This window comes from Tetragenococcus halophilus (assembly GCF_001712815.1).
Lineage (GTDB): Bacteria > Bacillota > Bacilli > Lactobacillales > Enterococcaceae > Tetragenococcus > Tetragenococcus halophilus.
The window spans coordinates 1,580,892-1,594,535 of the sequence record NZ_CP012047.1; the positions used below are offsets into that span (position 1 = coordinate 1,580,892).

At 35.6% G+C, this 13,644-nt stretch carries 16 protein-coding genes; 1 reads left to right on the forward strand and 15 read right to left on the reverse strand.

Annotated elements, in window-relative coordinates:
• Positions 1-26 precede the first annotated feature (26 nt).
• The 11 genes from fabG to AC806_RS07515 all read right to left on the reverse strand — a co-directional run bounded on the left by fabG (position 27) and on the right by AC806_RS07515 (position 9,544).
• Positions 27-764, reverse strand: coding sequence for a 3-oxoacyl-[acyl-carrier-protein] reductase (gene fabG, locus AC806_RS07465; RefSeq protein ID WP_014125300.1), 738 nt, complete (start codon positions 762-764; stop codon positions 27-29).
• Between the two features lie 15 nt (positions 765-779).
• A complete protein-coding gene (gene fabD / locus AC806_RS07470) occupies positions 780-1,700 on the reverse strand; it encodes an ACP S-malonyltransferase (protein WP_061840948.1) in 921 nt (306 codons plus the stop codon).
• 468 nt (positions 1,701-2,168) lie between these two features.
• Positions 2,169-2,393: an acyl carrier protein gene (locus tag AC806_RS07475; protein ID WP_014125302.1), complete on the reverse strand. Its 225-nt coding sequence runs from the start codon at positions 2,391-2,393 to the stop codon at positions 2,169-2,171.
• A gap of 47 nt (positions 2,394-2,440) precedes the next feature.
• Entirely contained in the window at positions 2,441-3,409 is a 969-nt protein-coding gene (locus AC806_RS07480) for a beta-ketoacyl-ACP synthase III (protein WP_069029100.1), read from the reverse strand.
• A 10-nt stretch (positions 3,410-3,419) separates the two neighbouring features.
• Entirely contained in the window at positions 3,420-3,860 is a 441-nt protein-coding gene (fabT, locus tag AC806_RS07485) for a fatty acid biosynthesis transcriptional regulator FabT (RefSeq protein ID WP_014125304.1), read from the reverse strand.
• Positions 3,861-4,402: 542 nt separating this feature from the next.
• The gene (locus tag AC806_RS07490) at positions 4,403-4,900 is read right to left on the reverse strand and encodes a nucleoside 2-deoxyribosyltransferase (RefSeq protein WP_014125305.1); all 498 of its coding nucleotides are present in this window, start codon (positions 4,898-4,900) and stop codon (positions 4,403-4,405) included.
• Entirely contained in the window at positions 4,893-5,534 is a 642-nt protein-coding gene (locus AC806_RS07495; RefSeq protein WP_014125310.1) for a deoxynucleoside kinase, read from the reverse strand. Before AC806_RS07495 ends, AC806_RS07490 begins: the two co-directional genes overlap by 8 nt.
• 179 nt (positions 5,535-5,713) lie before the next feature.
• Complete coding sequence (locus AC806_RS07500) at positions 5,714-5,944, reverse strand: YkuJ family protein (RefSeq protein WP_069029101.1); 231 nt, start codon at positions 5,942-5,944, stop codon at positions 5,714-5,716.
• Between the two features lie 90 nt (positions 5,945-6,034).
• Entirely contained in the window at positions 6,035-6,913 is an 879-nt protein-coding gene (locus tag AC806_RS07505; RefSeq protein WP_069029102.1) for an NAD(P)-dependent oxidoreductase, read from the reverse strand.
• Between the two features lie 351 nt (positions 6,914-7,264).
• Positions 7,265-8,506: a glycosyltransferase family 4 protein gene (locus AC806_RS07510; protein WP_014125313.1), complete on the reverse strand. Its 1,242-nt coding sequence runs from the start codon at positions 8,504-8,506 to the stop codon at positions 7,265-7,267.
• Positions 8,507-8,539: 33 nt separating this feature from the next.
• Entirely contained in the window at positions 8,540-9,544 is a 1,005-nt protein-coding gene (locus AC806_RS07515; RefSeq protein ID WP_061840951.1) for an LTA glycolipid anchor biosynthesis glycosyltransferase, IagA/BgsA family, read from the reverse strand.
• A gap of 253 nt (positions 9,545-9,797) precedes the next feature.
• Between AC806_RS07515 and AC806_RS07520 the strand changes: the two genes are divergently transcribed.
• Positions 9,798-10,775 carry a dipeptidase gene (locus AC806_RS07520; protein ID WP_061840952.1) on the forward strand — a complete coding sequence of 326 codons (978 nt, stop codon included), beginning with the start codon at positions 9,798-9,800 and terminating at the stop codon, positions 10,773-10,775.
• 7 nt (positions 10,776-10,782) lie between these two features.
• On the opposite strand, the gene AC806_RS07525 is transcribed toward AC806_RS07520, so the two are convergent.
• From AC806_RS07525 to AC806_RS07540, 4 genes are all read right to left on the reverse strand, one after another.
• Positions 10,783-10,980 (reverse strand): hypothetical protein, encoded by a 198-nt coding sequence (locus AC806_RS07525; RefSeq protein WP_014125316.1) that lies wholly within the window; start codon positions 10,978-10,980, stop codon positions 10,783-10,785.
• A gap of 166 nt (positions 10,981-11,146) precedes the next feature.
• Positions 11,147-12,874 carry a phosphoenolpyruvate--protein phosphotransferase gene (gene ptsP / locus AC806_RS07530; RefSeq protein WP_069029103.1) on the reverse strand — a complete coding sequence of 576 codons (1,728 nt, stop codon included), beginning with the start codon at positions 12,872-12,874 and terminating at the stop codon, positions 11,147-11,149.
• Entirely contained in the window at positions 12,874-13,140 is a 267-nt protein-coding gene (locus AC806_RS07535; RefSeq protein ID WP_014125318.1) for a phosphocarrier protein HPr, read from the reverse strand. Before AC806_RS07535 ends, ptsP begins: the two co-directional genes overlap by 1 nt.
• 161 nt (positions 13,141-13,301) lie before the next feature.
• A complete protein-coding gene (locus AC806_RS07540) occupies positions 13,302-13,499 on the reverse strand; it encodes a hypothetical protein (protein ID WP_014125319.1) in 198 nt (65 codons plus the stop codon).
• Between the last annotated feature and the right edge of the window lie 145 nt (positions 13,500-13,644).

The window sequence follows — 13,644 nt, forward strand, 5'->3', positions numbered from 1 at the left end:
TTTTGCAAAAAATCAATCGTATCTGATTATCCTTGCATGACTAACCCGCCATCCACACTAATCACTTGTCCTGTAATATATGGACTTTTGGCTAAGAAAACTGCGGTCTGAGCCACATCTTCTGGATCTCCTAAGTGTTGGAGTGGAATCGTTTCTTTGATTTGTGCTTTCACTTTATCTGACAAAACATCTGTCATATCAGTCGCAATAAAACCAGGCGCAATCGCATTACAAGTGATTCCGCGAGGGGCTGCTTCTTTGGCTACTGTTTTGGTAAAACCAACAACGCCCGCTTTACTTGCAGCATAATTTGCTTGACCAACATTACCAATCAAACCAGAAACACTGGAGATGTTAATAATGACGCCTGCTTTTTGTTTCATCATTTTCTTTAAAATTTGTTGTGTCATATTAAATGTTCCAGTTAAATTCACTTGTAAAACACTTGCGAAATCTTCTTCTTTCATACGAAGTAATAACTTATCATTATTCATACCCGCATTATTTACTAAAACTTGAATTTCGCCTAATTGATCCTGCGCACTTTTTATCATTTCTTTGGCACTTGAAAAATCAGAAATATCTCCAGATACTCCGATACATTTCACACCAAAGGCTTCAATTTCAGCAATTAATTCAGCAGGAATTTCTTTACGTCCATTAAGTACAATATTTGCACCATTTTGCGCAAAAGCTTTAGCGATCGCTAAACCAATCCCACGCGTACTCCCTGTAACAAATACATTTTTATTTTGAAGTTCCATAGATTCCTCCATTAACTAAATCGTTTCTTCCGTTGCTTGTAAAGTTTTCAAGTCCGAAATCCGGTCTGTTTTTATGGATTTATCAATTTTTTTCATAAATCCATTGATTGTTTTTCCTGGCCCAACTTCAATGATACGTTCAATTCCCAGCTCTTTTAGTGTTGCAACACTTTCATAAAAACGAACGGGTGATTTAACCTGTAGTTCCAATAAATGTTTGATTTCATCTTGTTTCATGACTTTGGCTGTCGTATTACTAACAACGGGGATCTGCATTTCATTAAAAGTTGTTTCTTTTAGTACTTCTTTTAATTGTTTTGAAGCTGGTTCTAAAAGTTTTGTGTGAAAGGGACCACTGACATTCAAAGGAATCATTCGGCGCGCGCCTGCTTGGCTTAATAAATCCAATGCGTAATCAACCGCTTTTTCTTCTCCGCCAATGACAATCTGTTTTGGTGTATTATAATTGGCTGGTGAGACAATCCCATATTCACTAGCTTGCTGACAAGCTTTTTCAATTGTATCAGCCGGCATATTCATTACAGCGACCATTTTCCCCACACCAGAAGGAGCAGCTTCTGCCATGTATTTCCCACGCCTTGCAACTAAATCTACAGCTGTCTCAAAACTCAGGGCCTGGCTCGCCACTAAAGCGGAATACTCGCCCAGGCTCAGTCCGGCTGCTGCATCCGGCTGAATTCCTTTTTCTTTTAATAAACGTAAAAAAGCAACACTTACCGTTAAGATCGCTGGTTGAGTATATTCGGTTAAATCCAGTTGTTCATTTTCAGTAAAACATAATTCTGCCATGTCGTAATTTAAGACATTGGATGCTTGTTCAAATGTTTTTTGGACAATCTCATACTGATCATAAAGATCTTTTCCCATACCAGGATATTGATCTCCTTGACCACTAAATAAAAAAGCTGTTTTCATCCGTTTCTCCTTTAAAACTTATGGATTTCAAATAACTACATAACAATTGAAAAAAGTATGTAACGCCATTATCTGCAAAAAATTCGAAAGTAAAAGACACTACGCCTCGCTTCCGCTCGCCCTAGTACTGTTCATCACTTCGCTTATGCTTCGATCTCATCAAGGTCTAAGCGACAAGTCGCTAAGGCCTTGAAGGATCTTCTCTTAGCTCCCCTTGGTCGCTAAATCGTAGTGATTCGAAAAGTAAAGGACACTACGCCTCGCTTTCGCCCGCCCTAGTACTGTTCATCATCTACTTTTAGCTCCCTTTGGTCGCTAAATCGTAGTGATTCGAAAGTAAAGGTCACTACGCCTCGCTTTCGCTCGCCCTAGTACTGTTCATCATCTACTTTTAGCTCCCTTTGGTCGCTAAATCGTAGTGATTCACAGCAAAAAGCAAAGGCTAGGCTTTTGGCCCAGCCTTGAAAATTAAGCTTGTTGTTTTTCTACATATTTTACTAAATCGTCAACAGTTTTAATATTTTCATCTGTTTCGATTTTTACATCAAATTCGTCTTCGATTTCGTTAATGATTTGGAATAGATCTAAACTATCTGCTTCCAAGTCTTCTTGGATATTTGTTGACAACTGAATGTCGTCTTTTTCCTTGTCTAGTTCTTCTGCTACGATTTCTTGAATTTTTTCGAATACCATAAATATATTCCTCCAATATTTTTTCTATTATTATTATCACTACAGATTTATAAAATGACCGATAGGGTTGCCCAAGTTAATCCGCCACCAAAACCTGAAAGTATCACATTTTGTTGGTTTCCAAGGACAATCTTTTTACTAGCGACCGCTTCATCCAATAAAATCGGAATAGAAGCCGCTGAAGTATTACCATATCTATCCATATTTTGTAAAAATTTGTCTCTAGAAACATTGACCTTTTTCGCGATCTTATCTAAAATTCGCGCATTTGCTTGATGAAGCAAGAAATAATCGATTTCTCTATTTTGTTGGTTCATCACTTTTTTGATTTGCTCTACGACATCTCTAACTGCAAAATCAAAAATTTCTCGCCCTTCCATAGACAAGTATGAACTTTGACTTGTTTCATTTTCGGAATAAGGGCTATTTACAGCAGTAAAACCAGATGTTAACGACATCGCTCGCTTCCCATCTGCTTGTAAGTTTTCAGCCGTAATATGCTCTGTTTCTGAAGCTTCTAATAAAACACCGCCTGCACCATCACCAAACAACACTGCCGTCGAACGGTCTGTCCAATCTAAGGTTTTGGAGATAACTTCGCCGCCGATGACCAATCCTTTTTTTGCACCCGTGCGTACTAACTTATCCGCCACTGATAATGCATAAACAAAACCCGAACAAGCAGCACTTAAATCAAAGCACATTGCATGATTTGCTCCAATTGTACCTTGTACTAAACAAGCTACTGAAGGACTATAGTAATCAGGAGACATCGTGGCAACAATGATAAAGTCTAACTCTTCAGCAGAATACTGGCTTTTTTCCAACAGCTTTTCTGCTACTTTAATACAAAGGTCTGACGTATTTTCCGTTGTTGTAATGCGACGTTCTTTAATCCCTGTGCGAGATTGAATCCATTCATCACTAGTGTCCATGATCTGTGCAAGCTGATCGTTGGTCACAGCTTTTTTCGGAACGAAGCTGGCAGTTTGTGTGATTTGTCCAAAATTATTCATTCCATTACACTCACTTATAATCTTGTAGGAAACTGTGAAGATTCTCTAAGGCCTTTTGTAAGGCTACAGATTCTTCATTATCCATGCCCTGTAAAATACTTTTTACCATTTCCATATGGAAGCGTTGGTGGACACGGAAGATTAATCTCCCCTTTTTGGTCAAACCTAATTTGACAACTCGTCGATCATCTTCGCTACGAAGACGTTCAACATAGTCTTTTTTAACCAATCGATTGATCGCGATCGTCAATGTCCCAACAGTGATCGAAAGTTCTTTGGCCACTTCAGAAGTGGTCTTTTTTTTATACATACCAATTGCTTCAATTGTATGCATCTCAGTAATCGACAAATCTTTAAACTGCGATTTTTTTAATTCTGATTCTTCGATCACTAAAATATCATTAAAAGCCTCAACTAATAATGTATTGATCCGTCCAAAATTGGGCTCCATTAACTAACACCATCCGAATAGTTTGATTATCAAACGATTTGATAATCAAACTATAAATGAAACTCTGAAAAAATGCAAGTTTATTTTTTCATTTTTTCACTCATTTACTTTTCAAATAACAAATCAAACAATCGAATTTACTTTGATTTTCAAATAATTTTAACATAATCAGCTGTGGTGTAAATAGCTTTAAGTCTCCCTTTTAATTTTTATTAATTTTCTTTACTATTGATCAATCATAGCAGGATAAAAAACAGAGAGTAAAGTTGGTTTACACTCCCTGAGATTCAAAACATGGGGAGCGTCTTATAAAAAGAGTCCCTATCTTTTAAGAAAATTGTAGAAAATTCAAAGAAAGTAGATAAACATGGGGAGTCTTCTTAGCGATTTAACCCCTAAGATTGAAAAGATAGGGGTTAAACTTGAATAATAATCCCTCATATTCAAAACATGGGGAACGTATGATTGATTTACTCCCTGATAAAAAACAACCAGCTTTTTTATAAACTGGTTGCTTTAATCGAGCGTTACTATATTTTTAGCTAAAAAACATCAATAGGTGTTTGGGGTTCGCTTGGAAAATGATTAAAATCATAGCTGCTGAGTTGCTCAAATGATTCAATAAAACTTGTCGTGCCTTGGGCAATCATTAAGTTTAATTGTTTTTGATCCAAATTTTTACTAAAAGGTAGTACTAAAACAGGTTTGTGTAGTGCTCGCATAAATCCCATTTCAAAGGCGGAACCATCGTCAATTTGATCTAAATCATATAAAAACACACCACAATCAGCGGTGCTCATAGCAGACAAATCATTTTGGTAAGTAGCGTTTTGCCAAATAAGTGTACCAAATACTTCTTTTGGATCGTCAAAAGTAGCCTCTTGATATTGAAAGTCAAAAGGAAAATGAACCACCGCTACAGTATCATTGTCTTCTAAAGCGTCTTTTGCTTTTTCGACCCTTTGTTTTTGTTCTTCATTAAAATAAGGAGTTCCTAAATAAATTTTGGTAAGCGCCTTGCTTTGTCTATCTTTAGCCAACCATAACTTCCTTTCCATTAAGTTTTGTCTGAATTTGTGCAAATACATCTTGCCAATCTGCTCTTTGGGTCACATCATAACGATCTGCATCAATTTTTAACTTGGGACCATAGTTATACTGTTCAAACCAATCACCGTAAGCTGTATGTAATTGTCTATAATAATCTAACAAACCATTTTCTTTTGTTGGTTGTTCAAATGATCTGCCTCGTTTTTGTATATTGGATAATATATGATCAAAACTAGCGTCTAAATAAATCATTAAATCAGGTGCTTTTTTAGGTAATGTTGATAGTTCTTCCATCATATTATTTAATAGTTCTAAATAAAGTTGATATTCTTCCTCACTGATATTACCGTTTTCTACATTAATTTTGGTAAACAATGCATCCTCATAAATCGAACGGTCTAAAACATTATTTTGATCAAAAAAAGCTTCTTTAATACTTTTGAAACGTTTATTTAAAAAATATATCTGCAAAGCAAATCCGTATTTTCCTGGATCCTCATAGTATTTATTTAAAATAGGATTTTCGTCCACAGCTTCATAAAAGGGTTCTGTCTGTAGTTCAGCTGCTATTTTAGTTGTATAAGTTGTTTTTCCTGCACCAATCATTCCTGCCATTACTATCACGATTTCGATCGCCTTCCTTAATTTATGCAAAATATACAATATATAGTACTTTTTGCATCTTATTTTGCAATATATAGTGTTTATAGTCCTTTTAAATTTTACAATAGATTTTCTATAATGTGAAGCCCCCTCAATAAAAAAACGAGAAACAAGTTAAAATAACTGTTTCTCGAATTTTTTTATTGAATTAAATCGTAAATTTCCATGGCTACAATATCAATATTATCAAATTGGTAAGCTTGATTTGTTTGGGCTTCAGTTAACTCAAATGTTTCAGTGGCGTTATCATAGGTTACTATACACTTTTCAACGCCTTCTTTTTCAAAGCGACGTACTTGTACTTCACTATCTTGCGCTTCGATCATTGCTTCAAGTCGTTTAATGATAGCAACTAATTGGGAATTTTGCATCCTAAGTGCCTCCTCTATTATTCACATTTCTGTTTTATTCTAACAAAAAGAAGAAGACTTGTGGATGTTTTTTTCAATTTTTTTCGCTTTTTAAGAATTTGTTTGGTCTGTCCACCAAAGTTTAATCAAGGCTTGCGTACCATCATTTTCATTTCCTTGATCTGCTAGTTTTTCATAAAATTGTGTAGCTAATTGTGTGTTAGGCAACTCCAGAGACAATTTTTGTGCTTCATCTAAAGCAATTTTCAAGTCTTTAATAAAATGTTTGACAAAAAAGCCTGGAGAATAGTCTTCTTTTAAGATCCGCGGACCATAATTCGACATAGACCAGTTCGCAGCAGCACCACCTGCTAGTGTGTCCATCACTTTTTGTAAAGACAGCCCAGTCTTATCAGCATAAACTAGCATTTCAGTCATCCCCGTCATTGTTCCAGCGATCATAATTTGATTGGCCATTTTTGTATGTTGTCCTTTACCCGCTGCTCCGTGTAGGGTATAACTTTCTCCCATTTTTTCAAAAAGTGGCAACACTTTTTCGTAAACAGCTTCTTCACCGCCTACCATAATGGTTAATGTTCCATTTTTTGCACCTAAATCTCCACCAGAAACTGGCGCATCTAAACTAGCAGCACCATTATCACTTGCAGTTTGACTAATTTTTTCGGCCAAAGATGGCGCACTGGTCGTTAAATCGACTAAAATTTTTCCATTTACATCGCTAGCAAAAATACCTGTTGCCTCTTCATAGTAAACTTCTTCTACATCTTGTGGATAGCCTACCATAGTGAATACGATTTTACTTGCATCAGCAATTTCTTTAGGCGTATCTTGCCAAACTGCGCCATTTGCTACTAAATCGTCTGTTTTACTTTTCGTACGATTATAAACAAACAACTCATGTCCTGCATCCATTAGATGTCCAACAATTGCATGTCCCATGACACCTGTTCCGATAAAACCAATTTTCATTTTATTACCTCCTAAATAAAAAAAGTCTGTACTTTCAGTATACGTGAAAATACAGATTTATGAAACGATTAATGAAAGATTATAAAGTCTTCAAGGGAAAACGCTAAGCAATTTAAGGCTATGGGCAAAGATAGAGAATCAAACATTAAGAGCTCCCGGTTTAGTAAAAATAAAGGTTATATTTCTGTTTTTCGGATAAAACTTTTTCATTCCGCTCTTCATGTTTGGATTCTCAGATAAGGGTTTTCTAAATTATTATCCGTGATTTCATTTTCAGACAATAGATTGTCGAACTTTTATCCGTTATTCACTATTTATTTGTCCACTAGAAAACCTCAATAAATTTTACACTTAGTGAAAGATTCCTTTAAATAGGCGTCTATGCTTTTTTGTTTTGCTATCTTCGTCAAAAGTGCTTCGTTGTTTTTCTGTTGCTTGTATTTTTTTATAATAAGCAATCGTTTCATTATAAAAAGCTAGCATGGATTCTCCAAAGTTTTCTACCGAAATTTCATATTTTTTCTTATCTAAAATCGCTTGATTCTTGGGAGGGTTTTCTGCCATATAAGAAAGTAGTGCGGGTACAAAATCGTCATCTGTTGGAAATGTAACCCCAAGCGAAGGATCATCTATTAAATGATCCAAATATTCATTGCCTTCAACCACAAGTTGTGTACCTGAAGCCATAGCTTCTAAATAAGTTAACCCCTGGCTTTCTGAAGTAGAAGTACAAACAAAATAGTCAGCAGATTGATAATATAAAGCCACTTGATCATTAGGAACTTCTCCGACAAATATGACTTTATTTCTTACTTTTTTATCATAAGCCAATTGTTTTAATGCTTCTTCATAAGGCCCTTTTCCTACGATGACTAAGCGCACGTTAGGTTTTACTTGTAAAACCTCAGGTAACCTTTCTATCAAAGCTTGTATATTTTTTTCATAAGAAACTCGACTTAAAGAAAGTAAGAATATCTCATCTTCATGTATTCCTAAAAGAGCACGTAACTGTTTACTTTTAGCAGCTGTATCTTCTCCCACTTCAAATTTTTTCGTTTGAATACCTGTTGGAATTACACACATCGGCGAGACTACTCCATATTTTTTTAAAGTAGTAATCACTCGTTCACTAGGACAAACGACCCCGGATGTATGATTGGCAAAAACACGCGAAAAAACTTTTACATGCGCTGGACGTACCACTTTTCCGCGGGCAATATAATGTAGATAATCCTCATACATCGTATGATAAGTGTGAATCACTGGGATATGCAGTTTTTTTCCCACTACTTTTCCCAAAAAGCCGGCTCCGAATTCAGTATGTGTATGAATTAAGTCCAATTCAAAATTTCTAGCGATCATGTACGCATCCCACATGCCACGTACGACAACGCGGCGGTCCTTAAAGGATATAAAAGGAACACTTGGCATGCGAACAATTCCCTCTTCATATTCTGGTGCATTAGGGTCGGTAGTAGTAAAAATAATAACCTCATGCCCGCGCCTAATTAATTCATCTTTTAATGTTTTGATTGATGTAGCAACTCCACTTACTTGAGGAAAGTAAGTATCTGTGAAAAACCCGATTTTCACAAAATTCCCTCCAAACTACGAATCTATCTTTTTTTAAGAAAGTACCGTTTCATATATATTTTGTAATTTTTTTCCGATGTGCGGGATACTTTTTGCTTGTGCTGTTTGCCAACCATTTTTAGAAAGATCAGGCAACTTTTTTTCAACAATACCTTCTAGTAATTGGCTGAACTCTGTATTGTTATTTCCCATATAACAGTTTTTCCTATCTTTTAACCAGCCGTCATATACAGGAATGTCACGAACAAGTACGTTTTGTAAACTTGCCAAAGCTTCTAATACTACAATTCCCTCTGTTTCCTCATAAGAAGGGAAGAAAAACAAATCGGCATTAGAATAAGCTCCTTCAATGATATCACCTTTGATATAACCAGGAAAGATTACATTATCGGGATGATCGTTTCGTACAATACGACGAATATCTTTGGGAATTGAATATAAGGAGATATGCCCAAACCAGATAAACTTATATTGCGGAAAGCGTCTGGCCACTTCAACAAAATCAATAATTCCCTTGCGACGAAAATAAAGTCCGACAGAAATAATCACTTTTTGCTCAGCTGCTAGTTTAAAATACTCACGAAATGCTTCCTCTTTTTTTTCATCTGGTTGAAATTGCTCCAGGTTAATGCCATTAGACACTGCATCAATAGGTTTTTGAATACCATATGTTTGTAAAACCTTTTTAGCATAAGGCGTCGGTGTAATTAAATGATCCCCTAAGGAGTATAGACTGACCACATATTTTTTATATAATGGCGTAATTGTATTTGCTCCAAGGAATGAATTCTTAAAATCTTCCGCATTGGAATGCGCATGATAAATAACTTTTTTTCCTTGTTTTTTAGCTTGCTTTATCATTTTTCGGCTATTTATTCCGTAGGTATTGATGTGTAAGATATCATAATCCTTACTTCTAGCATCAGTCGTATAATCAATTCCAGCACTTTCTAATGCCTTTTTTTGATGTTCGAATGCACGTCCAATCCCTGATTTTTCCAGCATTTTTTGTCCTTCAAAATAAAGCAGCACTTTCAAGGATTCATTCCCCTTTCTTTTTTCAATTATAGTATATCATATTTTACGTTATTCTTAACTCCAACTAAGGGCTTAAATTAAGCTGGATTAAATATTTAGCATAAATAACGCTACGCTATTTTATATTTGCAAAGGATTATTTAAAGTGGTTATGAGATAAACTTTCTAAAAACCGCTTTTATTTTACTAGTTTCTTTTTACAAAAAATGATATCTTTAGAGTAGCACACAAGCTTAAAAATGGAGGTTAGCTTATGAATGTTGTAGATATGCACTGTGATACGATTATGAAAATTTATCAGTCACCAATAAATGAACCAGGACATTTAAAGAAAAATAATTTTCAATTAGATATTCCAAAAATGCAACAAGGTGATTATTTATTACAAAACTTCGCCATTTTTCTTGATAAAGAAGCTGTTGATTCACCTTATGAAGAAGCTAAGGCAATGATTGATTGTTTCTATAATGAAATGGACGAAAATGCAGAAGAAATTCGTCCTGTTACTCGTTACGAGCAAATTTTAGACAACGGCTTAAACGAACGAATGAGCGCTCTTTTAACTATGGAAGAAGGCGCGCCTATTGAAGGTAGTGTTGAAAAACTAGAAGAGTTTTACAACTTGGGTGTGCGTATGATGACCTTAACTTGGAATTACCCAAATGAGATTGGATATCCTAACGCCGTTTTTGCTGATGGTAATGAACAGCTCACGGAAAAAACACAAAGAGGGTTAACCCATAAAGGCATTGAAATCGTTCAACGGATGAATGAACTTGGAATGATCATTGACGTTTCCCACGGTTCAGATGCATTGGTTAACGATGTATTACAATATACTGATCGGCCTTTTGTTGCTAGCCATTCTAATGCACGCAAAGTTCATTCCCACTATCGTAACTTATCAGATGATCTTATTAAAAAAATAGCCGAACGTGGTGGCGTAATTGGTATCAACTTCTCCGATCGCTTTTTACAAGATGCTAAGGAAAAAGGCTCTTTAATCAATGCCATTTGTCGTCATGCCCGACATCTTTATAATGTAGGCGGCATTGAAGCGGTTGCTTTAGGTTCTGATTTTGATGGTATTACTGTTCATCAAGATTTACCAGATGGAACAATTTTACCCACAATTTATGATGCATTAAGAAAATCAGACTTTTCTAGCGAACAAGTAGATCAAATTTTTAACAAAAATATTTTACGTCTCTATCAAGATTTCCTAATTTAAAAAAAGCTCATCTTAGCAGAGGAATAAGTAACACCCAAACCGAGATAAACTTCTCGGTTTTTTTATAAAGATCGGTTTGAGAATACTTTTTGGATAATGTTTGCTTTATTTCTTTGTTCATCTTGCTATTTTCGGATAATGTTTTTGACTCTTCTTTATTCATCTTTGCATTCTTGGATAATGTTTTGTCTGTTTCTTTATCCATCTCTTGCTGTTTTCACCCATCTTAATTGAAAAGCGGGAAATAAAGAACACTACGTTCGCTTCGCTCCCTAGTACTGGCTCAACGCCCCTCTTGGTTGTTGAATCGTAGTGATTCACAGAAAAAAGACCAAGACAATCAAATGTCTTGGTCTTTTCAATCAAAGAAATTAACCAGCGTATTCATTAACCAACGCTATTACTTCATCTGCTGTATCACAATCGTTTAATGCACGATCAGCAAGTTCTTGCATTTTTGTCGTATCTAATTTCTTCATTAAGCTACGTGTTTTCAAAATGGAAGATGAACTCATTGAAAACTCATCTAAACCAATTCCCATTAATAATGGAACCGCAGTTTGATCTCCAGCCATTTCTCCACACATACCAGCCCATTTGCCTTCTTTGTGCGCTGAATCAACTACGTTTTTAACTAAACGTAGGATGGCAGGATTATATGGTTGATAAAGATAAGAAACTTGTTCATTCATGCGATCGGCTGCCATTGTGTATTGAATCAAATCATTTGTTCCAATACTGAAGAAGTCAACTTCTTTAGCAAAACGATCAGCTAAAACTGCAGCAGCAGGAATTTCAATCATAATACCTACTTGAACTGAGTCAGAAACACCATAGCCTTCGTTAATTAACTTTTCACGTTCTTCATTATATATTTTCTTAGCAGAACGGAATTCTTGCAAGGTTGCTACCATTGGGAACATGATTCGCAACTCACCATATATTGAAGCACGCAATAAAGCACGTAATTGCGTACGGAACATTTTTTCACCTAGTTGTGAAAGATTAATACGCAATGCACGATAACCTAAGAATGGATTCATTTCATCAGGAAGATCTAGGTAAGGAAGCTCCTTATCACCGCCAATATCCATTGTACGTACGACAACAGGCTTGCCGTCCATACCTTCTAACACTTTCTTATAAGCGTTAAATTGATCTTCTTCTGTAGGAAAATCAGAAGAATCCATATATAAAAATTCAGTACGATACAAACCAACAGCTTCAGCACCATTGCTATGAACACCACTTAAATCTTTTGGCGTACCGATATTTGCTGCTAAGTCAAAATGTTTGCCGTCATCAGTAACGGTTTTGGCATCTTTAAGCTTTTCCCATTCTTTCTTTTGTTCAGCAAATTTTTGACCTGCTTCTTTGTACTCTGATTTTTGCTCCTCTGTAGGATTAACAACAGCCGTTCCTTCAATACCATTTACAGCGATAATATCGCCTTCATGAGCTATATCAGTAATTTGTTTTGACCCAACAATTGCTGGGATTTCCAAAGAACGAGCCATAATTGCGGAGTGCGACGTACGTCCTCCGACATCTGTAACAAAAGCTTTAACATATTTACGGTCTAACTGTGCAGTGTCACTAGGCGCCAAGTCATGAGCAACAACGACAACTTCTTCGTTAATCATTGAAGGATCAGGTAAAGTTACACCTAGTAAATGAGCCAATATACGTTTTGATACATCACGAACATCAGCTGCACGTTCTTGCATGTAGGAATTATCTTCCATTGCTTCAAACATACCGATATACATATCAGTAACATCTTTTAATGCTTGTTCAGCGTTTACGCTGTTATCTGAAATGTTTTGTTTGATTTGACCCGTCATTTCTGGGTCATCAACAACCATTAAATGCGCATCAAAAACTTGTGCTTCTGACTCACCTAAAGTTTCAGCAGCATTATCGCGAATTTTTTGCAATTCTTTTTCGGAAGTTTTTAATGCCTCGTCAAGGCGTGTTTTTTCATGTTCAGTATCATCGACATTCTTTTTTGAAAAAGTTAAATCTGGTTCCACTAACAGGTAGGCTTTTGCAACAGCTACTCCATCGCTTGCCGCGATTCCCTTTAGCATATCAGACATTATTCAGACAATCCTTCCTTTTTCATTGTTTCTACAATTGCTGCCATTGCATCTGATTCATCAGCACCATCTACTGAAATCGTAACATCAGAACCTTGGCCTACGCCTAAGGACATAACGCCCATAATAGATTTCAAGTTTACTGATTTACCTTTATACTCTAAATTAATATCAGAGTTGAATTTGCTTGCAGTTTGTACTAATAAAGTTGCTGGACGTGCGTGAATTCCTGTCTCAGCAGTTACATTAAAATCTTTCTTTTCCATATCGATCGATCTCCTTTGAGTTATCAAATTTTGTGAGGGTTTTCTAAAATTAAATATAAACAAAAAAAAGTAGCGAATAACCCTTTCAATTGATAAGATTACCATTTTTTTGCTGTTTAGACAACCGTTTTCCACCACAAATCGAAGAATTAGGTGAAAATTCAAGCTTCTTTTTCACTTGGCTCGTATCTATAACTGATCGTCCCTTGTAAGCCTGCTTTACCTACAAAAGACGTACGGTCGCAAAAAGATAACCAAGCTTTACGAAATTCTAAAAAGTCTGGCTGTTCAACTGTTAACTTATCAATCTTACCCTCTTTTAATTGTTGTAATAGTTCAACAAATGTTTCTTGTGTCATTTTTTCTCTCCTTTATCTTCCTAAAAAAATTATAATAAAAAGAAAAATTTCTGCAAGCTTTATAAGAACCATTTATCAGATATTTCTTTTTTAATAGTTATTTTATTCGACATTACTCAATTTTCCAGTAAAAATTTTTCCTAAT